Origin of the sequence: Acetobacterium paludosum (genome assembly GCF_008086595.1) — a bacterium.
Taxonomy (GTDB): domain Bacteria; phylum Bacillota; class Clostridia; order Eubacteriales; family Eubacteriaceae; genus Acetobacterium; species Acetobacterium paludosum.
Window position 1 is genome coordinate 1 of the sequence record NZ_RXYA01000013.1, and the last position, 24,259, is coordinate 24,259.

General features: G+C 38.7%; 21 protein-coding genes. 6 read left to right on the top strand and 15 right to left on the bottom strand.

Annotation, left to right across the window (positions count from 1 at the left end):
* Positions 1–830: 830 nt before the first annotated feature.
* Positions 831–2,888: a putative bifunctional diguanylate cyclase/phosphodiesterase gene (locus FZC41_RS12955; RefSeq protein ID WP_170253986.1), complete on the top strand. Its 2,058-nt coding sequence runs from the start codon at positions 831–833 to the stop codon at positions 2,886–2,888.
* Positions 2,889–2,970: 82 nt separating this feature from the next.
* Here FZC41_RS12955 and FZC41_RS12960 read toward each other — a convergent pair whose 3' ends face one another.
* The 6 genes from FZC41_RS12960 to FZC41_RS12985 all read right to left on the bottom strand — a co-directional run bounded on the left by FZC41_RS12960 (position 2,971) and on the right by FZC41_RS12985 (position 8,555).
* Positions 2,971–4,323, bottom strand: coding sequence for an MFS transporter (locus tag FZC41_RS12960; RefSeq protein WP_148567837.1), 1,353 nt, complete (start codon positions 4,321–4,323; stop codon positions 2,971–2,973).
* A gap of 286 nt (positions 4,324–4,609) precedes the next feature.
* A complete protein-coding gene (locus FZC41_RS12965; RefSeq protein ID WP_148567838.1) occupies positions 4,610–4,930 on the bottom strand; it encodes a cupin domain-containing protein in 321 nt (106 codons plus the stop codon).
* Between the two features lie 126 nt (positions 4,931–5,056).
* Complete coding sequence (locus FZC41_RS12970; protein ID WP_148567839.1) at positions 5,057–5,518, bottom strand: GyrI-like domain-containing protein; 462 nt, start codon at positions 5,516–5,518, stop codon at positions 5,057–5,059.
* A gap of 64 nt (positions 5,519–5,582) precedes the next feature.
* Positions 5,583–6,488 (bottom strand): helix-turn-helix transcriptional regulator, encoded by a 906-nt coding sequence (locus tag FZC41_RS12975; protein ID WP_148567840.1) that lies wholly within the window; start codon positions 6,486–6,488, stop codon positions 5,583–5,585.
* Between the two features lie 254 nt (positions 6,489–6,742).
* Positions 6,743–7,072 (bottom strand): DUF2325 domain-containing protein, encoded by a 330-nt coding sequence (locus tag FZC41_RS12980; protein ID WP_148567841.1) that lies wholly within the window; start codon positions 7,070–7,072, stop codon positions 6,743–6,745.
* Between the two features lie 346 nt (positions 7,073–7,418).
* A complete protein-coding gene (locus FZC41_RS12985) occupies positions 7,419–8,555 on the bottom strand; it encodes a baeRF3 domain-containing protein (protein ID WP_148567842.1) in 1,137 nt (378 codons plus the stop codon).
* A 495-nt stretch (positions 8,556–9,050) separates the two neighbouring features.
* Between FZC41_RS12985 and FZC41_RS12990 the strand changes: the two genes are divergently transcribed.
* The 3 genes from FZC41_RS12990 to FZC41_RS13000 all read left to right on the top strand — a co-directional run bounded on the left by FZC41_RS12990 (position 9,051) and on the right by FZC41_RS13000 (position 13,518).
* Entirely contained in the window at positions 9,051–10,448 is a 1,398-nt protein-coding gene (locus FZC41_RS12990; protein ID WP_148567843.1) for an aspartate ammonia-lyase, read from the top strand.
* A 5-nt stretch (positions 10,449–10,453) separates the two neighbouring features.
* Complete coding sequence (gene hydF / locus FZC41_RS12995; RefSeq protein ID WP_205737078.1) at positions 10,454–11,698, top strand: [FeFe] hydrogenase H-cluster maturation GTPase HydF; 1,245 nt, start codon at positions 10,454–10,456, stop codon at positions 11,696–11,698.
* 185 nt (positions 11,699–11,883) lie between these two features.
* Positions 11,884–13,518, top strand: coding sequence for a class I adenylate-forming enzyme family protein (locus FZC41_RS13000; RefSeq protein ID WP_148567844.1), 1,635 nt, complete (start codon positions 11,884–11,886; stop codon positions 13,516–13,518).
* A gap of 86 nt (positions 13,519–13,604) precedes the next feature.
* Here FZC41_RS13000 and FZC41_RS13005 read toward each other — a convergent pair whose 3' ends face one another.
* Positions 13,605–14,255, bottom strand: coding sequence for a glutamine amidotransferase (locus FZC41_RS13005; protein WP_148567845.1), 651 nt, complete (start codon positions 14,253–14,255; stop codon positions 13,605–13,607).
* Between the two features lie 452 nt (positions 14,256–14,707).
* Between FZC41_RS13005 and FZC41_RS13010 the strand changes: the two genes are divergently transcribed.
* A complete protein-coding gene (locus tag FZC41_RS13010) occupies positions 14,708–16,162 on the top strand; it encodes a histidine kinase N-terminal 7TM domain-containing diguanylate cyclase (RefSeq protein WP_170253987.1) in 1,455 nt (484 codons plus the stop codon).
* Positions 16,163–16,280: 118 nt separating this feature from the next.
* Here the strand turns inward: FZC41_RS13010 and FZC41_RS13015 are convergent, their stop codons facing one another.
* The 3 genes from FZC41_RS13015 to cax all read right to left on the bottom strand — a co-directional run bounded on the left by FZC41_RS13015 (position 16,281) and on the right by cax (position 19,090).
* Positions 16,281–16,928, bottom strand: a complete 648-nt coding sequence (locus FZC41_RS13015; RefSeq protein WP_186855154.1) for a glutamine amidotransferase — start codon at positions 16,926–16,928, stop codon at positions 16,281–16,283.
* 223 nt (positions 16,929–17,151) lie between these two features.
* Entirely contained in the window at positions 17,152–18,009 is an 858-nt protein-coding gene (locus FZC41_RS13020; protein WP_148567848.1) for a YitT family protein, read from the bottom strand.
* Between the two features lie 37 nt (positions 18,010–18,046).
* Positions 18,047–19,090, bottom strand: a complete 1,044-nt coding sequence (cax, locus tag FZC41_RS13025; RefSeq protein WP_148567849.1) for a calcium/proton exchanger — start codon at positions 19,088–19,090, stop codon at positions 18,047–18,049.
* A 329-nt stretch (positions 19,091–19,419) separates the two neighbouring features.
* Here cax and FZC41_RS13030 point away from each other — a divergent pair, with 329 nt between their 5' ends.
* A complete protein-coding gene (locus FZC41_RS13030) occupies positions 19,420–19,938 on the top strand; it encodes a DUF1003 domain-containing protein (RefSeq protein WP_148567850.1) in 519 nt (172 codons plus the stop codon).
* 148 nt (positions 19,939–20,086) lie between these two features.
* Here the strand turns inward: FZC41_RS13030 and FZC41_RS13035 are convergent, their stop codons facing one another.
* The 5 genes from FZC41_RS13035 to FZC41_RS13055 form a co-directional block, all read right to left on the bottom strand.
* Positions 20,087–20,518: a hypothetical protein gene (locus tag FZC41_RS13035; RefSeq protein ID WP_148567851.1), complete on the bottom strand. Its 432-nt coding sequence runs from the start codon at positions 20,516–20,518 to the stop codon at positions 20,087–20,089.
* Positions 20,499–21,401: a phosphodiester glycosidase family protein gene (locus tag FZC41_RS13040; RefSeq protein ID WP_148567852.1), complete on the bottom strand. Its 903-nt coding sequence runs from the start codon at positions 21,399–21,401 to the stop codon at positions 20,499–20,501. Before FZC41_RS13040 ends, FZC41_RS13035 begins: the two co-directional genes overlap by 20 nt.
* Positions 21,398–22,456: a bifunctional glycosyltransferase family 2/GtrA family protein gene (locus FZC41_RS13045; RefSeq protein WP_148567853.1), complete on the bottom strand. Its 1,059-nt coding sequence runs from the start codon at positions 22,454–22,456 to the stop codon at positions 21,398–21,400. The genes FZC41_RS13040 and FZC41_RS13045 overlap by 4 nt, the downstream gene beginning before the upstream one ends.
* Positions 22,457–22,587: 131 nt before the next feature.
* A complete protein-coding gene (locus FZC41_RS13050) occupies positions 22,588–22,836 on the bottom strand; it encodes a GlsB/YeaQ/YmgE family stress response membrane protein (RefSeq protein WP_148567854.1) in 249 nt (82 codons plus the stop codon).
* A 214-nt stretch (positions 22,837–23,050) separates the two neighbouring features.
* Positions 23,051–23,965 (bottom strand): ketopantoate reductase family protein, encoded by a 915-nt coding sequence (locus FZC41_RS13055; RefSeq protein WP_148567855.1) that lies wholly within the window; start codon positions 23,963–23,965, stop codon positions 23,051–23,053.
* Positions 23,966–24,259: the final 294 nt, after the last annotated feature.

Here is a 24,259-nt window from a genome sequence, read left to right on the forward strand (position 1 = left end):
GGCCCGGGTTGCCATGCAGATCGGGCTGACTTTGGCATGCCTGAATATGAAAAAACTGGCAAATCTGCTGTACCGAAAACGAATGCGTTTTGGGTTGCCTTCACGTTTTATTCTGTTTTTTCATTTTGGGGCAGCAATATAAAAACCCGACTACAGCTTTGTTTGCTTGTAATCGGGTTTGTCTTCGCTCTGGGAGCTTTTATTAAGCTCTATTTTTAATGTGTCCAAAAACGGAATTTCAAGGCCACCTTGATTTCTCAATTATTTTATATTGACATCTAAAATATTGTCTTTATAATGAAAGGATAGACTTAATACTTTATTATGATACTTTTATTTCTGTTTTTAATAAATTTTCCACCTGAAGTTTTGATTAAATAAAACTTTAACATTTAAAAAACGTCAATAAAACTTAGAATTTTTTCAAATCAATTCTAACTCAAGGAGCTAAATTATTGAAAAAGTCAACCTTTATAACTTCTTTGGTTCTGTTTGCAGTCTTTTTTATTGTTTATTTAACTTCTGTTTTATTTCTATCTACCTTCTGGGTTAATATTTTATCTCCGATTGGAGATTTTCTCGCCTTTTTTTTCTTACTCATGACTTTCGTCAAATCAGATCGAACACATCCTGTTTATTATTGTTGGTTGCTGTTTAGTTTAGCCTGTTTATGCTTTTTTTTCGCCGATGGTCTTTGGGCGATTTTCGCTATAATAATTGGCGCCGATCCTGCCGAAGTTTCTCTGATCACCTTATTTTATACAATGACAAATGTATTTTTCACTTTCGGAATTTTGCTCTTCGCCTCTTATCAGTATAAACATTGGCACATGGCAAAACTTGTCCTTGATATCGTAACCTTTTCCGGTATCTGTCTGTTACTGGCATGGATCATTTTATTTAATAGAAGCACCACCGATTTTCTTTTCCTCTTCACTTCAGAAGGTGTTTTTTCTGTTATTAGCATCTTAGGAGACCTCATTTGTTATGTGGGTATTGCCATCTGGTATTTATCCATTAGAAAAGGCAATATACCATTATATTTTCGTTTTGTTCTAGGTGGCATTTTTTTCTTTGCTCTAACTGATCTTTATTATTATTATGTTCTCTATCATCATATTTATATTGTCGATTCATCCGTCGATTTTTCCTATCTGATGACATTATTACTGGTTGCTTTTGGCGGTCTGTTAGCCATGAGATTCGATAAAACAAATTTCATCAACTCAAATGAACTTTACAGTAACACCGGCAGACGCTCTAAAGAATTGATTACGCTTCTTTGCCCCATTATAGCAATCATTGTTCAGGGCTTTATACTAGCGGAATTTCTAATGTTTATTTCCCTAATTGTAATCTACATCGCGCTTGACTCCTATTTTGAATCGTCGATTAAAAATAAGGACCTTCTAAAAAGGGAGCTGCAAATCAATAATGAGCTTGAATGCATTATTGCCGACCGAACGCAAAAGCTGTCTGAAACAAATATGGAACTACATAAAAAGAACAAAGAGTTAAGCTATTTATCCAATGTGGATACCCTTACCCAATTATATAATCGCAGATATTTTCTAAAAACATTAGATATAAGCATTGCCAAATTAGATTCTGATCAGACAATCTCACTTTTTTATATGGATTTAGACCGGTTTAAGTTAATCAATGATACCTATGGCCATCAAATGGGGGATCAGGTTTTGATCGAAATTTCCAACCGGCTGGCTAGATCCACTTGTGAAAATTCGACCGTTGCCCGGATGGGCGGCGATGAATTTGTATTCGCTTATATCGGTTTACTGGATCATAATTCCGCCATTGAAATGGCCAAAAAACTTATTTCAACCTGCAGTGAAGAAATCATAATTGATGACTATGTCTTTAATCCCGGCTTGTGCATTGGCGTTTCCATTTATCCCCATGATGCTCAAACTGCAGATCTGCTGATGAAAAATGCCGACATTTCTCTTTATCATGCAAAATCCCAGGGTACTAATAAATTTGCAATGTTTGATTTTTCAATCAATAAAAGAACACAGAAGAGAAATGAAATTGAGCTTTTCCTGCAAAAAGGAGATTTTTTCAAGGATTTAAAGCTTTTTTATCAGCCCCAATTTAGTATCCCGGATGGGAAACTGATCGGTATGGAAGCATTGATCCGTTGGATATCCAATAAAAATAAAATTATGACCCCTGTCGAGTTCATCCAAATTGCTGAAGAAACCGATCAAATTAATGAAATCGGAATTTGGGTTCTCAAAGAAGCCGTTGAACAAATTATCGACTGGAACACCACCTATGGTCAAAACTTAAAAATGGGAATTAACATCTCGCCAAAACAACTCGACAGTACCAATCTATTTAAAGCATTAAACGACGTCACTCAGGAATCTCGTTTTGACCCCCAATGGCTGGATATTGAAATTACTGAAAATATTGCAATGGATAGCGAGTACCGTTTATCGCAAATCTTCAACTTGTTTAAATCCATCGGCATGTCCGTTTCCGTCGATGATTTTGGAACGGGTTATTCTTCCATTTCTTACCTGAAACATTATACCTTTGACCGCCTCAAGATTGCGAAACCTTTGATTGATTCAATGGTAACAAATCAGGCGGGAAAACAGATCGTCCAGGCCATTATTTTATTGGCTAAAACTATTGGCATTAATACCATTGCCGAAGGTGTTGAAACGCAAGAACAGCTTGATGTCCTGACTGAGCTCGGCTGTGAACAAATTCAAGGATTCCTGCTTGGCAAACCCATGCCGGCTGATGAGTTTGAAGCCCTGTTTCTTAGTACTCAAGGCGAAGCATTTCAATCTCTAGGAACCACTAACACACACTTGGCGAATTTCTCTCTCGTTCCCGGACAGGTGCCAAATATATAACGACTGATTTACATCGCGTAAAAAAGGACGGCTGCAAACTCATAAAGCCAATTCTGAGTTTTGCCGTCGTCCTTTTTTATGTTTACGTTAAACTAGTGTCACCACTAATTTCTTCCAGTGATTTTCCCATCGTCTCTTTTCCAAATAAGATTACGACCAGGGTGACAATTGCAAATACCAATGTCAGCATGATGAACACATTTCGATAGCCAATATCAGTTCCATAATAGCTATAGATTACCGGTACAATAAAAGGCGCTATGAATGCACCAATTCGTCCGAAAGCAGCTGCCCATCCGGCGCCGGCAGCTCTAAATAAAGTTGGATAGACTTCAGGCGTGTAGGCATAAACACACCCCCAGGCCCCCAAGCTGAAGAAATAAAGCATTGAACCGAACATTAATATTTGTTCTACGCTTCCGGCCTGTCCGAATAGCCATGCCGACAAAGCCGTTCCGGCAAAGTAAATCGCCAGCACTTTTTTTCGGCCCACTTTTTCAACCAGATAAGCGGCGCTAAAATATCCCGGGAGCTGAGCAAGGCACATGATTAGTGTAAATTCAAAACTTTTTGTAAGATCAAATCCTCTCGCCACTAAAAGCGATGGTGTCCATAAAACAAAGCCATAATATCCAAAGTTAATACCAAACCAAATAACCCATAATACAATCGTAGACCGGATATATTTTTTTGACCATAAATCAAAGAACGATGCTTTAATATTATTATCTGCCATCACTTCGGTTTGGTCACTTTTTGCCTGGCTGGTGATATTTGCTTGTTTTTCCATCTTCATCACCAATTCTTCAGCTTCATTTGTTTTTCCGACCGATAGCAGATAGCGTGGCGATTCAGGAACAGCCATTCGGAAGAAGGCAGCAAAAAGTGCCGGAACTCCGCCGACAAAGAATGCTATCCGCCATCCATATACCGGAATAAGCATATACGCCACAAAGGCAGCAATGATCCAGCCCCAAGCCCAGAAGCTTTCTAATATAATAACATTTCTGCCTCGTATTTTTGTTGGAGAATATTCACTCACCAAGGTCGATGCGGCAGGCAGTTCCCCCCCAAGGCCAAAACCGGTTAAAAATCTTAAAATTAATAACATTGTAAAGTTGACCGCAAAACCGGATAGAATACTAGCAATACCATAAATAACCAAGGTCCACATAATTACGGATTTTCTGCCCCATTTATCCGCCGCCATTCCCGACAGCGCAGCACCTAAAATCATGCCAAGCATGCCGATACTGCCCAGTAATCCAATTTGGCCAGTGCTCAGTACCCACTCCTTGCCGATGGCAGCCATAACACCTGATACCATGCCCTGATCCATAGCATCAAACATCCAGCCAATACCTGTTAAAAGCAAAATTTTCTTTAACATGGGTGTCATCGGCAGTTGATCAATACGTGAAGCAATGTTTATCATTATTCGTTAACCTCCTTATAAATTAATCTGACGTTATTATAGCATATTTTTTTGTTTTTTTACACCTGTCTTTTCAACTGCCATAAAAAATATGGAAAAGATACTTATCTATTCGTCTTACCTTTCTAAACATCGTCTTCAACCAAAGATGAACCTTTTATTTCTTGTCACTTTCGCACAAAGAAAGTGCGCCATAAAGAAATAGAAAAATTACTCTTTATGACGCATCTTATATTAAAATTATTATTTTACGTAATTATTTATAGCACTGCTCTGGCGGCACTATTTATTCTGGAGATACTGGTGCCGGCGCTTTTACAACAATCAGTTCCAATGGTTCTTCATGCAAATTCCATAGGTTCAGTTTTGTTTTGAAAGGAATTTTTAAAACGGTTCCTGCTTCATACTCATGGTTTTCCTGTTCATCCAATCGTAGGGATAGTGTTCCTTTCAGGATCGTCATATAAACGTTCGCGTTGGAATAATGTTCTGGAAAACCATCATCCTTATTTAAGGTCACATGTGTGTAATGAATGTTTTCATCCTGTATGACTTTTTCCACTGTCTTCTCGTTACTCTGACTTAATTTGAATATTTCTTCAACCATTTGGCACGCCTCACTTTCTCCTGAAAATAATTTCATATATTGCTTTTACCCAGTATAACGATTTCCAATCAAAAGTTCTGTGATTAATATCACAATTGCGTGGATAGACGAAATTTCTTATTCAAATTATTCGTTGATCGAAATATAAACATGAATTTCTGAATTTTCCATATCCCCTCCGCCTTGGTACTCTTCAAAATCACAACTGAATTTTCGATCCAGATCCATCCCCCACAATTTTGTCCAGAAATCCGCTACCGCCGTCTGGGCATGTCCCCGAACCACAAACCTGGCATATTTTCCCGCATCAATGGTTTTTGCATCTAAGTCAGTCGTCAATTCCTTGATTTCAGAAACTTCGCAGCAGACTGTTACATCATAGGCATCGCTGGCCCCGTTGTTATAATTCGAATACAATCCGATACTGCAATCGTTATTTTTGTCTGGAATCGATTCGTAAACCCCTTCTCCATAAAACTTCTGCCATAAACCGCCGATGGTCTTTGTCATGTTCTCATCTTGATTGCTCGTTCGCGCCGTTAAGCCCACAACCTTCTTTTCTTTTAGTTCAACTACTTCATAATTCATTTTTACACCTCATTCATTTAATGAACTCAGTTTAGCACAGCTAATGTGACACCAGCATGTCACATTATAAATACTTTTTCAGCGCTTTTTGATATTTTTCCGCAATTTTCCTTTTCATCCGTTCCGGTTCCAGCACCTCAACGCGTTCCCCATAGGACATCAGATAACCGTAAACCCAATTGGCCTCAGGCATACAGGTCTTAACGATAAAGCTTCCGTCCGGATTTGTCTTGATGTCTTCTGCCGAAAACTCATCGTACAGACGGTAGGCCATCTCCGCATCAAACTTCAATACCAGGTTGACAGTCCGACTCTCATAGCCGCTGTCTGTTTCCGTCCAAATGTTTTCAGGTGTCTCCCTTTCAAACGTCTCATCCTTCATGTTGATATTTCTGATCCGGGTTATTTTAAAAATCCGATAGTCACATTTCAACCGGCAGTACCCATATAAATACCAGCTTTGCCCTTTAAACATCAGTTTTAACGGTTCAATTAATCGCGTTGATTTTTCTCCGTAAGAACTGTAATAATTGAAGTCCAGTACTTTTTTATCCAAAATCCCCGTCTTTATTAGTTTGAACTTTTCTTTTTCCATTTCATCACTGCCCCAGCGGGAAAAATCCACATCAATCCAATTTGAACTGTTTTTATTAAACAGTGTTGCCATTTTATTCAATATCGGATCAACGCTGCTACCATTAAGGGCATTCAGACTTTGAAGCGCAGAAATAATTTCATTTTGTTCGGTGTCCGAAAGGATTGATTTGTTAAAAACAAACTCCGAAAGGATACTGATCCCTCCGCCTTTTCCCTTTGTTGTGTAAATAGGAATGCCTGTCTGGCTCAGAACTTCCACATCCCGATAAATAGTCCGTTGTGAAACCTCGAAGTGTTCAGAAAGCTCCCGGGCCGTCACTGTTTTTTTATCTAATAAAATATATACTATTTCGAATAATCGATTGATCTGCATTTTCATCACCCGTTGGTATTATATCACATTAGCATGACAGCATCTTGTCATATTACAGCCTGTTAACAAACTAAAAAAGCCAATATTATCATCCTTTGACTGTCCCCGATAATTTCATACAATCAGAATAATTAATTGACCTAAAAAGTTTTTTATACACTTTCATATTACATTTCGTTATTAAAATTCTATGTCAAAAATAGTCCTGATCATTTTATAAACTCAAATTGACAATCGGCTTTAATTTTTAAGCATCAATGAATTTTCCCTATATTATAATGCTGACACTCAACACAATTTTTACCCGAACAGTAATCTGATAAAATGTTGTTCAACGCGCAGGCACTGCTGCTGTGAGAATACACAATTTGAGCGCCCGATTTTTCGCCACTTTTTATTGCATTATGAACCATCTTATGTGAAACCGTATTCGTAAAAAGAACCAGGAGGTCTGGACTTCCAATCATGTTTTTCATGTCCCCAGGCATTTGTGTAAAAACCTTCACTTTGCATTTATATTGTTTGCAAATTTCTTTATATGTACAAACCATCCGATCATGGCCTCCAACAATTACTACACTCATATCAAATCACTGAAAATGGCACTTCTTATATCAACAACAACTTCTATAAACTAACACAGTATTTTTTGTAAAAGTAAAGTCATGTGAAATTTCAAAAACTCTGATTATCCAATTGTTGATAACAATTGGTGCCATAATTTCTTCCTCCTTTTTTTTATTTCATTCATATTATTCTTATATGTTTAATATATATTAACATGTCTTCTAGCTCACGTCAATATTTTTATTAATCTTTTTATTGTTCTCTTGATCAGTTATTTCAAAATAAATAAAAAGGATTAGTTCCTTTTTATAGCAACTAATCCTTACCTATTATCTGACAACAACATTCAATTTTAAAATGATTTTAAAATCGATATACCGCAGCTATGTCTCTTTCAGTTGGCATTTCTCCTTTTTCCATGATGACAACTTCTCCGCCCCGGCTAAGAACCGCCTCGGCCATATCATCATAAATATCGCCAATGTAATGATCCGCTGATTTGCCCTCTATGATGGTGCCGTGGTTGCTATCGAATCTTCCTGGATGGACTTTATCTTCCTCTAAATAGAGCGCTCCAACCCGGTTATCGGTAATTGCTCTGGCAATTTGAACAACATCGTCAGATCCCATATCTTTTGAATGTGCTTGAGTAAATGCTTCCATTCGCTCTTTCACTTCTTTTTTTAAAATCACTTTCATAATATCCTGAACCTTATCATGAAGTGTTTTTTCATCCATCGAATCAATATCACTTTTGATACCTTCATTAATGATGTATGCGTTTTTTGATAACTTTCGGAATTCTCCCTGATGTTCATCTAAGCCAACGAGAATCAACGGTACTTTGTAACGATTTGAATATTGCTCTTGAATAAAGGCATCAGCGTGACGAAAAAAACGCTCCTGATCCATGTTTCTCTCATCTTTTGCACCTCCATGTCCGCGATAAACAGATTCTCCTCCGCTTACTCTGGAAACACTTTGATAACGAGATGTTATTTCCGATCCCAAAACACCTTCCATCGTTGAGTCTTTTTCATCCAGCTGAATTTTGTGCATGCCATATCGATCTGCTTCATAGAGAGTAAAACTATCCCGATTGAGGCCAAGAACATGATAGCGGCCATTCAACTGGTAACTTTTCAATATCGGTTTTATATAAAAACTATCTGCAACGATGGTTCGATTGGTTACACTAATCGGCAGTTTGTATACTATACATTCTTCCTCATCTGCCAAGATAGCCATGCCTTCTGTGGCACCTTCCCAGAACAAAGCATCATCCTCAATTTGTTTAAAAAGCGAAAACAGATCTCTAAACCCTCTCACTTCCTCATGTTTTATAGACTCCTGCGCTTCTCTCACAAGATTTTTAAAATAGATGGGATTTTCAAGGCGATCTGGTTTTTTTATTTTGGTGTCAATATAAATAGAAATCACCGGGCTTTTTCCTTTTTCCATAATAGAATGAGGAAATTCTTTGACAATTTGGTATTTCATAATATTAATCCTCCTCTCTGGTTGTGTAATACATATTTACCCATTTTATTGCTATAATCACACAAACAGCCGTGCTCTTTAATACTTTTATTTTTTATCTTTTGGTTTTGTCAGCAAGGTTGAAATAACTATCTTTCCTCTTCATTCCAGTAAAATCATCTATCTTGACTTGATGAATTTCACCTCTGTTTTTTCTGATTATGAGCAGCTCATGAAAATAGCACAAAATAGTATCATAAAGCTTCTTTGACAAACGTGAAAAACAATGCTAAGATAGTGCCAACAATTAACTGTAAACGTTAATAAAACTTTGTGCCTGATCACAGGAAACTGTTCTCCGGCATGAAGCTTGTCATATTTATCCTAACCGAAAAGATTTTTCTGACCGGAAAGGTGCGCATTTGGCAAAGTGTGTAATTTTTGCTCTTACGCTCTCTTTCTGTCTATTTTCAGAAAGAGAGCTTTTATTTTTTGAAATTTTGAAATGAGGAAAAAATGCGAATAGAACATGATTTACTAGGAGAACTTGAAATAGAAGATAATGCCTATTACGGCATTCACACAGTTCGGGCTTTACAGAATTTTCATATAACTGGTATTCCCATCCACAAAGAACTCGTGGAAGCTTTGGTCACCATTAAAAAAGCAGCCGCCATCACCAATCGCAATATTAAGTCCCTGGATGAAAACGTGGCGGAAGCCATTATTCTGGCGTGTGATGAAATTCTGGCGGGCGCCTTTAGAGATCAGTTTGTGGTGGACTGCATGCAGGGCGGTGCCGGCACCTCTGCTAATATGAATGTCAATGAAGTCATTGCCAATAGAGCCATTGAGCATTTAGGCGGAAAGAAAGGGGATTACCATCTGATCCATCCACTGGATCATGTGAACATGCATCAATCCACCAATGATGTTTTTCCCACTGCCGTCCGTATTGCTGCCATCCGCCTTTTAAAACCGGTCACCGAGTCTTTTGCCAATCTTCAAACGGCACTTCAGGAAAAAGAAGAAGCGTTTTCAAGAATCATCAAGGCCGGACGAACCCAATTACAGGATGCCGTTCCCGTCACTCTTGGTCAGGAATTCGGTGCCTGGGCTCAAGCAATTTCACGAGATCGCTGGCGTCTTTACAAGGCGGAAGAAAGACTGCGCCAGGTAAACATCGGCGGAACCGCCATCGGAACCGGACTGAATGCCCCTCGTTCCTATATTTTCACCATGATCGAACGCCTGCGGGACCTGACTGGCATCAGTCTTGCTCGGACGGATTATATGATGGATCCTACCCAGAACTGCGACGTCTTTGTAGAAGTTTCCGGCCTCTTAAAAACAGCGGCCGTGAACCTTTCAAAAATAGCCAATGATTTACGGCTTCTGTCTTCCGGACCATACACCGGCATTGGCGAAATTACTTTGCCGCCCGTTCAGGCAGGATCTTCCATCATGCCCGGGAAAATCAACCCCGTGATTCCTGAAGCCGTCAATCAGGCTGCTTTTCAAATTATGGCCAATGACATGGCCATCACGCTGGCCGCCATGTCCGGGCAATTGGAACTCAATGCTTTTTTACCGGTGCTCTCCAAAAATCTGTTTGAAGCACTGGACATTTTAAAAAACATCCTGCCCTTGTTTACCGAACGGTGCATTGAAGGGATCGTGGCCAATGCTGATGTCTGCCGGCAAAACTTGGATAACAGTACCGTAATGCTTACGGCTCTGACTAACTATATCGGCTATGACAAAGCAACCGAAGCCGCATTATTGTTAAAAGAAACCGGAAAATCCATTAAGGAAATTATTATCGAAAACAACTGGATGGATGAAAAATTATTAGATGATCTCTTAAGACCCGAACGTCTGACATCACCCAGCTCAAATAAGGAAGGAAAATAAAAATCATGAATAGTATGAACGAAACACCCATGGCCAACAGAATGGCAATTGGTCTTTTTGGAAAACGAAATGCGGGAAAATCTTCACTCATTAATGCTTTGACGGATCAGCCCGTTGCCGTTATATCCGATGTCGCCGGGACAACAACCGACCCAGTTTATAAAACCATGGAGCTGTTACCCATCGGACCAGTTGTTTTTATTGATACCGCCGGTTTAGACGACTCCGGTGAACTGGGACTGCTTCGCATTGAAAAAACCTATGAGGTCCTGCGAAAATGCAATTTCGCTATTGTCGTCGCCGATATTGAAACCGGGATTACTGACTTTGAAAAAGACTTTATCGATCAACTCGCGCAACGAAAAATTCCCAGCGTCTTTGTCTTGAACAAGTGTGATAAAGGCGCCCCAACATCTGAAGAAATCGATACCTTACAAAAGTCGATTAAAATTCCACTCTCATTTACCAGCGTTTACGACGGCACCGGCATCAAAGCCCTGAAAAGAAAAATCATTGATCATGCCAATTATGAAGACGTGGAACCGGCGCTGGTCGGAGACCTCATTGACTCTGGCGATATGGTTGTACTCGTGACGCCAATTGATAAATCAGCTCCGAAGGGACGTCTCATCCTCCCACAGCAACAAACCATCAGGGATATTATCGAAAAAGATGCGGTAGCTATGATCACTAAGGAACATGAACTCAAGCATACCCTGGAAAGCTTAAAGAACCCTCCGGCCCTGGTCATAACCGATTCCCAGGCTTTTTTAAAAGTCTCTGCCGATACCCCGTCCGAAATTCCGTTAACCTCTTTTTCGATATTATTTGCACGACAAAAAACCGATCTTGCCGAAATGGTAAAAGGTATTAAACGGATCGAACAGCTCGTTCCCGGGGATAAGGTACTCATTGTGGAAGGATGTACCCACCATCGCCAGGCGGATGACATCGGCAAAGTGAAAATTCCCCGTTGGATCCGGCAGATTGCCGGCGGAGATATTGAATTTCATTGGGCCGCCGGCGCTCATTATCCAAAAGAGATTGACGAATACGCCGTCATTGTCCACTGTGGCGGTTGCATGCTCAATCGCCGGGAAATGCAATATCGAACGCGTACGGCCAGACAAAAAGGGGTGTATATTACAAACTATGGCATGCTGATTGCCTATGTTCAAGGAATCCTCAGCCGCGCTTTGGAGCCCTTCCCTGCCGCAAAATTGGCATTGGAAGAAAATGATCTGGCTTAAGGCTTATCCCCTTTCTGATGCATCCAAAACGCTAAAATGTTTTTATAAAGAACATTAAGACAAGTGCCTCCAATGAAGTGTTTCACTTGACTTGAATATTCATCCTATAATAGAATAGAGAAATAATTGCGTTGATTCATATCGACCATAATTTTAAAAGAAACTTTTAGGAGGAACAAATAAAAATGCCGATAACGGAAATATTGTCTCAGAATGCCAAAAATTTCGGTCAGGACATCAGCCTGGTTGAAATTAATCCGGAGACATTAGAAAAACATCAGATCACCTGGAGTGAATTCGAATTGGTTGAAGCGACTTCAGGAATAAAATTTCGGAGAGAGCTTTCCTGGGGCGATTTTGACAACCAGGCGAATCAATTTGCCAATCTTCTGCTGGACAGAGGTATCAAAAAAGGGGATAAAGTCGCTATCCTATTAATGAATTGCCTGGAGTGGCTGCCGATTTATTTTGGAATATTAAAAACCGGTGCCATTGTTGTTCCCCTAAACTATCGATATACTGCCGACGAGATAAAATACTGCCTGGAATTATCCGAAACTGATTTCTTAATTTTCGGCCCGGAATTCATTGACCGCATGGAAGCGATAAAGAATAACATTCCTCGTGTGGAAGCCCTATTCTTTGTTGGCAATGACTGTCCGCCCTTTGCTGAAAGCTACGATCTTCTCTCGGCAACATATTCCGCTGAAGCACCGGAAATCAAACTAACAGATGAAGATGATGCCGCCCTGTATTTTTCTTCAGGCACCACCGGTTTTCCGAAAGCAATTTTGCATACCCACAGCAGCCTGATGTCGGCATGCTATACCGAAAACAATCATCATGCTCAAACAAGGGAAGACACTTTTTTGTGCATTCCGCCCTTATATCATACCGGTGCAAAAATGCATTGGTTTGGAAGTTTTTTAGTCGGCGGAAAAGCCGTTTTACTTCGTGCCGTTAAACCAAAATGGATTTTGAGAGCTGTTTCAGAAGAAAAAATTACCATCGTCTGGCTTTTGGTGCCCTGGGCTCAGGATATTCTGGATGCCATTGAAAGAGAAGAAATAAAACTGGAAGATTATGATCTTGACCAGTGGCGACTGATGCACATCGGTGCTCAGCCGGTTCCGCCAAGTCTTATTCATCGTTGGAAAAGATACTTTCCAAACCATCTTTATGACACCAACTACGGCCTGAGTGAATCCATCGGACCCGGCTGTGTCCACCTGGGCACAGAAAACATACACAAAGTTGGGGCGATTGGAAAGCCCGGTTACAAATGGGATTTGATGATTGCCGATGAATCCGGATCCCCGGTTCCCCAAGGACAAGTTGGTGAACTGGTCGTCAAAGGGCCGGGCTTAATGAAATGCTACTACAACGATCCAGAAGCCACCGCGGCTGTTCTCAAAGACGGTTGGCTGTTTACCGGTGATATGGCCCGGATGGACAACGACGGCTTTGTTTATCTGGTCGACCGAAAGAAGGATGTCATCATCAGCGGCGGTGAAAATATATATCCGGTCCAGATTGAAGATTTTCTTCATGGGCATGAAGCGATCAAAGATGTTGCCGTGATTGGTTTACCAGATCATCGACTGGGTGAAATTACAGCAGCTATCATCGAGTTAAAGCCGGATTGTCAATGTGCAAAAGAGGACATCGCAGACTTCTGTACTACGCTTCCACGCTATAAACGTCCACGCCAGATCATATTTGATATCGTACCGAGAAACCCGACCGGAAAAATTGAAAAGCCAAAACTTCGGGAAAAATATTGTGGCGGCAGCGTCGTTGAAGCTCAAACCGAAAACTAAATAATTTATTAAAACATAAAGGACTGCTGACGAATTAATTGATTCGTCAGCAGCCTTTTAATATTCTCAAACTATTCTTTTCACCCTTATCCTGCCAGTTCGATAAATCTTCTTATCAAAGTTCCGCCATATGAATTTTGACAAGTCGCTTCACAAAGAAAATTATCGGTACATTCGGGATGAAACTGCACGCCCCATATTTTTTCACCATACAAAACTGCATGATATGGTTCGAAATTATTTTTTGCAAGAACGATTGCATTTTTAGGCAACTGTATAACAGTCTGTAAATGGGAAGCATAGGCTAAAAATTTTGCAGGCAATACCCCCAGTAATGGATCCTTTTTTCCTTCTGCAGTCAGTTCAATTTCGATTTCTCCCTTTTCCTCACCTAATTTATGATAACCCACAGAGCCGCCAAAGGTTTGAGCCAAAAGCTGATGCCCATAGCAGATACCCAGAATTGGAATACGCTTTTGTGCAATTGTTTTAATCCATTGTGAAGTGGCAACGCTCCAGGGATCACAGTCTGTAACCATAAATGGCGAACCGGTAATAATGATGGACGAAACATCGTCCATCATTATTACCGGTTTTATATTCTCATATACCGATACCACTTTTACATCTTTATCAGGAATTCCCGCGCATCTTGCGATGCGAATGTCGCAATCGCCACATTTTTTAATAATTAATTTATCGGAAACTCCGGTTTTTATAATCAATAACTTACCCATCAAACCTCCCACTATGAATCATTCTTAATTATGCTATTCAAATAGGATTTCATAGATGGCCTATATGATAGTTGTATTCTATTGTCTTTTGTTGAAAATGTCAATAACCTATCGGGATGTCAAATACAAGCTTACCTAAGTGAACACTCTCCACCAATTCAGAATCACACCCTAACTATGATAGTTTATCTGTCACCTTTAAGAGCTTACCGGTAACCGCGAGTTCGTATATCTTCTTAATTTGTTGAGTTTTGATTTTCAAACCGCTAACATTTTATTAAGCTAGTTTACTTGTTTCACTAAAGACAATATGATATCCTAAAAGCGTACAATTTTTATTGAACAAATTTATGTTATTAACACTATTTTGATAACTTTTTTCGAGTCAAACTTATGTAAGTTAAACTTATATGATTTTAACTTGTCACACAAATAATTTAATTGAGGTTTCCATGAATATCTTATTAAGCCGTTTTTTAATATTTACAGCTATAATCCTGATTATCCTAAGTGTTGTCGGAATTAAACATAAAACAGTTTCCGGAGCAAGAGCTTTTGCCATTCTTTTGATCGCCATGGCCCTTCATTCGATGGGATATGGCGTTGAACTTATAAGCACAACTGAAGAGAGCCTGTATTTTTGGGTCTGTATTGAATATATTGGTGCTGCCTTTTATCCCATCCTTATTTTATGGTTTGCCAGAGAATATGCGGAAGAGAAGAAATTTGCCAACCGATTCGTTTTAGCTTTTATCTTGGGATTGAATCTATTAACACTGATTTTTGTTTGTACAAATCAGCTGCACGGATGGTATTATTCATCTCTTGGCATTAATTTCAGTCTTGGCTTTCCTTTATTGGTTACTGGAAGGGGAATTTGGTACCTGGTCCAATTAGGCTCTTTTTATTTCGCTATTGGATATGCATTAACTGTTTTTTTTAAGTGTTTTCTTAACGCACCAATTTTTTCCCGCAAACGGATTGCCCTAATGTTTACCGGAATGCTGATCCCTGCTATTACCAGCATCCTTTATTTAATGGGATTAGGTCCAGCCTATATTGAGCTCCCCCCTTTCACTTATTTATTTTTAAGCATTTTTGTAGCCAGTGGATTATACCAATATGACATTCTGTTTCTAAGTGAAATTACCCATGAAATGGTTTTTAATACCATTGAAGAAGCCGTCATTGTCATCGACCATGACGGTTTTATTTTAAATCTTAATCAGGCCACGGATCAATTATTTAATACACTCGGAGTATTAAATATAGGAAATAATGTTAATATGTATCCCGTTTTATCTGAGCTTCTCGTTGGCAACATGGCTCAACTTATAACGATGAAACAGCAACATTACCAGGTTCGGATGATACCAATTGCAAAACACCATGGGCTTATTGTGGTATTCACTGATGTAACCGAAATTACAAATGCAAAGAAGCAATTGGAAGTCTTGGCAACGACGGATCAATTAACTGGCCTTTATAATCGTCGTTATTTTATCGATTATTTTGATAAATTAACAAATGATGGCGTCATGATATTTCTGGATATTGACGAATTTAAAAAAGTTAATGATCAATACGGACATTCTTCCGGAGATCAGGTTCTAATCGAACTTTCAGTTTGTTTACAAGAGTATTTCCCGGATGGCATTATTTGCCGTTTGGGTGGTGAAGAATTTTCCGTCCTGATTGAAAATGAAACGACAAAAACAATTTACTCTCGGTCTGAGCAATTTCTGCATGCCTTTGATCATCGAAAAACAAACTTCCCATGTACTGTATCAATTGGTTTGTGTCCCTATGAACAAGGAAATTACAATAACACGATAGACATGCTAGATAAACTTTTGTACCAGGCAAAAAATACCGGTAAAAATCGTGTTGTAGCTAGCGATAATTAAACAAAAAATAACCAAGCTCTCTTTATAAAACAGTTTGTTTGATCTGACTGTCCATTCTAAAGAGAGCTTTACTAATATGAACAATTAATAACACTTCTGCACGATGCCTTTCTCATTCTTATCCTGCTAGTTCAACAAAACGTCTTAACAAAGTTGCACCATGGGTGTTTTTGAGTGTGGAGTTGCAGAGAAAATGATCCGTGCATTCAGGATGAAACTGCAATCCCCAAACCTTTTCGCCAAAAGAAACTGCATGAAATGATTCGAAATTATTTTTTGCAAGAACACGCGCATTTTTAGGCAGCTTCGTAACAGTCTGAGTATGAGAAGCGTAGGCTGAAAAATGTGAAGGCAACACACCGAGTAAAGGATCTTTTTTGCCTTCATTTGTCAATTGAATTTCGACTTCACCCTTTTCTTCACCCAGCTCATGATAATCCACAGATCCTCCTAAGGTCTGCGCCAACAGCTGATGCCCAAAGCAGATCCCTAAAATTGGTATATTTTTCTGTGTAATCTCTTTAAGCCATTGCGATGTTGCAACACTCCAAGGTTCAAAATCAGTTACCATGGCCGGTGAACCGGTAATAATAATGGATGATATCTCGTTCATCAGAACTGGTTTCATATTCTCATATACCGATACGACCTTTACATCTTTATAGGGAACGCCCGCGCATCTCGCGATGCGAAAATCACAATCGCCACATTCTTTAATAACCGATTTATTCGAAACACCTGTTTTAATAATAAGCAGCTTCCCCATAACAATTCCCCCCATTTATATTTCAATATTTATTTCATATTAAACATGTATGTTTTATTTAATGACACAATTTTACCGTCTATTTATAAAAATGTCAATCCCTTAAATGGATTTATTTTTGATATAAAAAGAGGACATAATCCCATATTTTAAATTAGCATGCGATATATCCCTATATTGTTATATTTCAATGTACTTAAAATCACTTCATTACCTCTTACTGTTAATGGATTGATCGCTTCTTTTGTTTTCCGCCCATTACATCAAAAACATCACTGATTGTGAGAAATGCATGTTCATCTTTCTCAGCAACGATCGATTTTAGTTTGGAAATTTCCAAACGTGTAATGACCGAATAAATAACGGTTTTAGACTCTTTTGAAAATCCGCCTTTACCCTCAAGAAAGGTTACCCCTCTACCTAATCGCGCCAAAATTGCCTCGGCAATCTCATCTGGATTATCAGAGACAATAATTGCTGCTTTCTCCTCATCCAGGCCCTCAATCGTGACATCGATCACTTTGAACGCAATATAATATGCCAACAGTGAATACATTGCCCGATCCCAACCAAAAACAAGTGCCGCACTGCATAGTATAAAGATATTGAAAAACATAACAATTTCGCCCACCGAAAAGGAACTTCTTCTGGTAAAAACAATCGCCACCATTTCAGTTCCATCCAGCGAACCGCTGTTACGGATGATTAAACCGACACCGATCCCCAGGATAATCCCCCCGAAGACTGCTGCAAGGAGTACATCATCCGTGAGTCCGGGTATGGGTTTGAAAATTGACAACCAGAATGATAAAGACAAAATAGCCAGCGTGGACGAAATGACAAATGTTTTTCCAATTTGTTTATATCCCATAATAAGAAAGGGAATATTCAAAACAACAATGTATACACTCAGTGGAACTCCAGTCAGATAACTCAGTATGATTGAAATACCGGTGATACCACCATCGATAACATTATTGGGAACAAGGAAAATTTCCAACGCAAACGCTGCAATAATCGAACCGGCTAAGATAAAGAAATATCTTAATATTTCTCTTTTCACACGATTTTTTTTAGTCATTCATTATCCTCCCATTTTATTTGATTCTACTTCTTTATTATAAAACAAAAAATGAAACGGCTATTATTAAATAGACGGCAAGGAGCTGAACCCCTTCCAGCCAGTTGGATTTTCCATCACTGGACACCCTGTTCGCAATGAGAACGGAAAATATCAGGGCAACCAATTCAAACTCATTGAAAACAATGCTCATTGGGGTAAAGAACAAGCTGAGGAATATTAGCACCGGTGTCACAAAAAGGATGATCTGCAAACTCGAACTGATTGCAATTTCAACCGCCACATCCATTTTATTTTTATAGGCCATCACAATGGCAGTGCTATGTTCTGCCGCGTTTCCAATAATCGGCACTAGAATGATACCTACAAAGAATTCGCTTAAACCAATCGCCGCCGACATTGGTTCAACCACACTGACAAAGAGCTCACTCTCGACACCAATGAGTACCGTTGCTCCCACTAAAACTATAATTGCTTTTTTAAGCGACCATTTTGAAATGACTTCCTCGTCATGCTGTACCGCGTAAATATCCTTGTGGGTATAGAACGAAAAGTATAAACTCATCAGATAAATACTAAACATAATAACGGCAACGATAATGCTTAACCCTTCATACCGGGTATTAAGAAGGTCTGAAGCGACTGTATGCGTAAAAATCGCCGGTATTGTCAATCCGATCACTGCAAACAACAACATACTTGAAGAAACTTCAGTCGATTTTTTATTAAACGACTGTGATTTAAACTTGATTCCGCCAACCAGCATACTCATTCCCAATACCATCAGGATATTGCCAATGACTGAACCGGCGATCGATGCTTTAACGACATCAAACAGTCCAGCTTTCAATGCAAAAAAAGCAATGATGAGTTCGGTCGCATTGCCAAAAGTTGCATTCAGAAATCCACCAATCCTTGGTCCGGAATAAAAAGATATTTCTTCAGTTGCCTCACCCATTAGGCCTGCTAAAGGAATAATCGCCAATGCCGCCAGAACGAACATTAGGGTTGGAGAAACTTGCAACAATTCTCCGATGATACTTATCGGGACAAAAATCAGTAAATATCTCAATATTTTCATTTGTCATCTCATCTTTCTAATTTTCTTTTAATAAAAGCATAACATAATGCAACCAAAAAAACAAATGAAACGGGGCTTTTATCGGGAAAAATCAGTCCTTCAGCGATCACTTCATCTGTATAAATTATTTAATTAAAGAAAAAGCAACATTAGTAATGTTATTATATAATAGCCGCTGGAGAGATTCATCAAGTCATACTGGACCTATCTACACCTGAATTATCATATGCCAGCGTATTGATCCTTCAACGATCTGATAAATAAATAGGGACTTAGAAGCATCTTCATGGATCAACTTCCATAATGCACATAAAAGGAGAGTGAAAAACATGTCAATAAGTGAACAAAGACTGGCGTTAATCAAAACTATTATTAAAGATGATGAAAGCGCAACCGAAGAAGAAGAAATTCTGCACAAACTCCTGGAAGAGAGTTTATCAAAAAACACCGTTACCGAACATGAAAACAAACTAACTTTTGGTCAAAAAGCGGCTGACCGACTTGCAAAATTTGCCGGCAGTTGGGTTTTTATTATTTTGTTTTTCCTAACACTGGTGGTGTGGATTACCATAAATACACTACTCCTCACAAAACCATACGATGTTTATCCTTTCATTCTACTCAACCTTATTCTATCTTGTCTAGCCGCTATTCAAGCACCAGTCATTATGATGAGCCAAAATCGTCAAGAAGAAAAAGATCGACTCCGAGCAAAAAACGATTACCGCGTTAACCTTAAATCCGAAATAATCGTTGAAGACATTCACCAAAAACTGGATGATATCCTTGAAAATCAGGAAGAACTTATTAAAAGACTTACTGCTTTAGAAGAAAAACAAAACAGCTAAATATAATATGCTAAAAAGCATGATTTGAAGTCACCATTATAAATAAAAAATTAAACCATTTGAGGGGAGCGACGATAATGTCACTCCCCTCAATATTTTACAAATCAATGTAACCATGACTAATGTTGTTTTTACTAATCAGCTTTTTTCATGCCTGACTTTTCTTGAGGTTTACTGCCAATATCAATAACATCACTAATCCCACGGCAACAAACAACTCACCAATTGCATAAAAGACTGCTATATATACAGAACTTGTTCCTGCAATATCAAAAATTCCCTTGAGCAAACTACCGATAGTCAACGTTGCAATTCCCGAATTATAAATATTGTAAAACATCCGATACTCAACAATGCGAGCGATATCTGGAACCAACAAGAAAATTAAAAGATATAAAATCGCTCCGCCCAATAGCGGATATAAAAACATCCATGTCATATAAGATGAGTGAACGCCATGTCCAAAAAGACCGTAGACATAGTTTATAATAATCGCACTTAGCGACAATACCAAATAAATCAGAGATGTTTTCAGAATTTTCTTTTTATGATTCTTTATTTTAGTATCCAAAATAAACAATGTCGCTTACCTCTCTTTCTCCGGTACTTTTACCATCTGTCGGATTATTAACAACTTTCCCATTGAAGTACATGGTGGATGATCCTCCTCCATCAAGATTATAGGCCGTCGTACAGCCTCTTTCCTGAAATTCCTGAGCAAGTTGAAGCAGGGAAAGTCCGGCACTCTCACTGGTGCGGCCATCAGAAACGATAACGATATAATGCAGAGCAGAAATCTGACCAATGGCAGTTCGTGGATTGCTTGTCATCGATTGTGAAACTTCACTTGAGTTGTCCACGACAATTTGTCCGTTTTCCACAAGTCCGGGACCAAAAGATAGTACTTGCCAATTATTGCTCAATGACTCCATACTCGTCTGGTTTTCCGAAACAATGGATAGATTTCCATCTTTGTCAATGACTAACGCATCATCATCTCCGGCGCTTCTGGCGGTATTCCTGTAAGTTACCCCATTACGCAAGACATAACCACCATCTCGGAATCCATAATAGTCACCATTGATAGCAAAAATAGCATTCTGCGCTTCTGCAATTTCAGATGTTGTGGCTTTAATATTTCTTCCGTAGGTATTATTGGCAAATGCTGTTTTTAAATAAGAAGCGTCTGAAACCTGAATATCCGCTACGTAAATTGTTGAGTCATCATCGCGAACTGTTTCAATACTGATTTTTATATTATCATCCTCGTAAGAGTTGTCGCTAATTACCGGATCTGATTGAGAAGCAGCGGTCTCATTTGCTACCATCGCCGACTCTGGTTCAACGACGACAAGGGCTTTCTGTATTGCAAACGTATCTAGCAGAACAAAAGCAACGGCTCCCATCAATAGAATTGAGAAAACCGCCGCCCATCTGTAGGGTTTTGAGAAGAAATTTTTCATTTTAAATTGTACCCTTTCCTTTTTTTATGAAAAATCAAATTCTTTTGAATTTGATAACTGAGCAAAAACAATGAGCTGTCTACTAATATTTTTATAATGGTGAGATTAACAGATAAGTTGCTCAGACAGGTTACGAAGAGCCAGCTCAACATCATCTGAGAAAAAAACAAAACCATATATTGCAGTACCTCACTGCTGTTATTATTCTTACTTTGAAAAACCCAATGTTTATTGATCATAAAATTCACACAACCGGACATCACTCGTGCAGTGACTGTTGCTGCCAATATTCCGGCTGATCCTGTTCCAAACAGATAATTAACAAACACTGTAAATAATGTTAGATCAATAATCGCAGAAGCCAAAGACGACAGGCTGAATTTTAAGATATTTAAATAAATGCAGACGGAGTCTTTAATCGCATGAAAATGAGATGATTTATTATCTTCCAAATAGATTGTTTCAATCGGCACATAGATAAATGGAATTCCATTTTTTCCAGTTTCCAACAGCATGTTCATCTCATACTCATATCGATCACCCGGTATTGAAAGACACATTTCTGTGAATTGTTTCGGAATCCCGCGAAGACCCGTTTGTGTGTCGGAGCATTGATGACTTGTGCTTAACAAAAAGACAAAAGATGTGATTCGATTTCCCCATCGGCTTTTAAAGGGAATGTTTTTTTTATCAAAATCTCGTGTACCCAAAACTAAACTATCCGGGTTTTTATCCAGGGTATCGGCTACCTTCAGAATATCTTCTGTTGAATGCTGACCATCAGCATCTGCCGTAACGTAACCGCTGCAATCCGGGTATTTCAACGAAGCATACCGAATTCCAGTTTTTAACGCAACGCCCTTCCCCATATTTTTAGTATGGGTGCATAATTCACACCGAAACTTGTATTTTAGCAGTTTAAATATATTGTCATATTTCTCTTCACTTCCATCATTTATTATAACAATACGTATATCGTTCTGTTTTAATTTTTCAACCAAAGTAATTAATTTTTCATCTGGATTAAGGGCGGGTATGATCAAGACAGATTCCATTTCTTTGACCTCCTTGTCTTTCTGTCAATATCATAGCGCGCCAATGTGATTGTTTCGTGACAATAAAATGAATTGTTTTTAAATCCACTCAAAAAAAGAGTCTCGAAATATCGAAACTCTTTTTCCTAAATTTATCTAGTAAACAGATTAATAATGACCAGCAGTATAACCGCTCCCACAAAAGAAACAAAAATGCTCCATAAATTAAATCCGGTAACGCCCACGCTTCCAAAAAAGTTAAAAACATAACCGCCCAATATGGCTCCGATAATACCCACTACAATGTTTTTTATCAAACCCATATTCCCATTATTTTTTGTTACGAGGCTCGCAAGCCATCCGGCTAAACCGCCGAGAATAATCCAAGAAAACAATCCCATTGATACACATCCTTTCTTTTAATTCATTTATTGGCACAGTACCCTATTTAATTCTCTTTGAAATATGGTATCATCTAAGTCAATCAAAATCAAATGAAACGAACAAATACATAAAGGCAGTAGCAGCGAAAATCCAATGCCGAAAGTTTCTTTTGACACGCAGAAATATTTGCGTGAAAACAAAAAATAATTTTATACATTTGAACCAACTGACTCAGACTTTAAACCCAAATTTTTCGGCTATCATTTCATAAGTGGGCATTTTTACACCATACTCTCTACCCAAACGCACCACCTCAAATATAAGACCGTCCATTTCAGAATTCTTTCCCTGTTGCAAGTCCCTCTGCATCGAAGTTGAAGCGGTGGGTTCCAATGTATCCAGAATATATAAATTAGTCTCTACAATATCCACATCGAAATGTATGCCCAGGGCTTGAGCCAATGCCTCAATCTCCCGCATTAGTGCTACAAAAGTTTCTCTAACTTTTCCCTTCTGCTGGGCCGCCCCTGCATCAATATCGTAATATGCACCACAAGCAGCCATCGGAGATACATAGGCAAATTTCTGGAGTGCATCTCTTCCGATATCATCGGATACAACACTTGTAATCCCGCTATCCTTTAAATCTGAAGCAATCCCATAAAGGACGGGTTGACCCTCTGGTTTATTTCTCTCGCCATATACAATTCGAAAAATATCACCTTTTTGCAGGATTGTTCCCGGTTCCTTGATCTCCGCCGCGATATAAATACATCCATCCGTTACCAATAGATCTGGCAACAGTTTCTGCATTCTTCCGCCGGTGCCATAGATGTTCAAAACCGGAATAACCACCGTATTCTTATGAGCAACTCTTTTGATAAAGGGTATGGTATCTTCCAGTGAATATCCTTTTACACAGACAAAGATTACATCTGGCTGTTCATTATAATGTTTCATTTCACAAGCTTTCACAGGGTAAACAGTATAATTCCCTTTGCTGGTTGTTTCCATTCTCAAACCGTTATTTTGAATTGCTTCCAAGTGTTTTCCTCTGGCAATGACCGTAATGTCTTTATCCGCCACTGTCATAAATGCTCCGATGCTTCCACCCGTTCCACCAGCGCCAATCACTAAATACTTCATTTTGTTTCCTCCGTTGGGTAACACCATAATAACAGTCGATTTATAATAGTTCTCTTTAAAACAAATGCTTTTTTAATAAGTGTTCCAACAAGGATTATAATAGAGTTAACATTTTCTATCAAGAAAAAAAGTTCAAATAAAAATTACTTGATTCCGAAAATTTTTATTTTTCCGTATTGCAATTCATTACTCTGTTTTATAATTATTCGTATCCATTACATCCCCTTCATTATGCTTTTGGTGGATTTCTTAACTTATATCTAAGGTTTGAAGATTAAAATGAGGCCTTAGGCA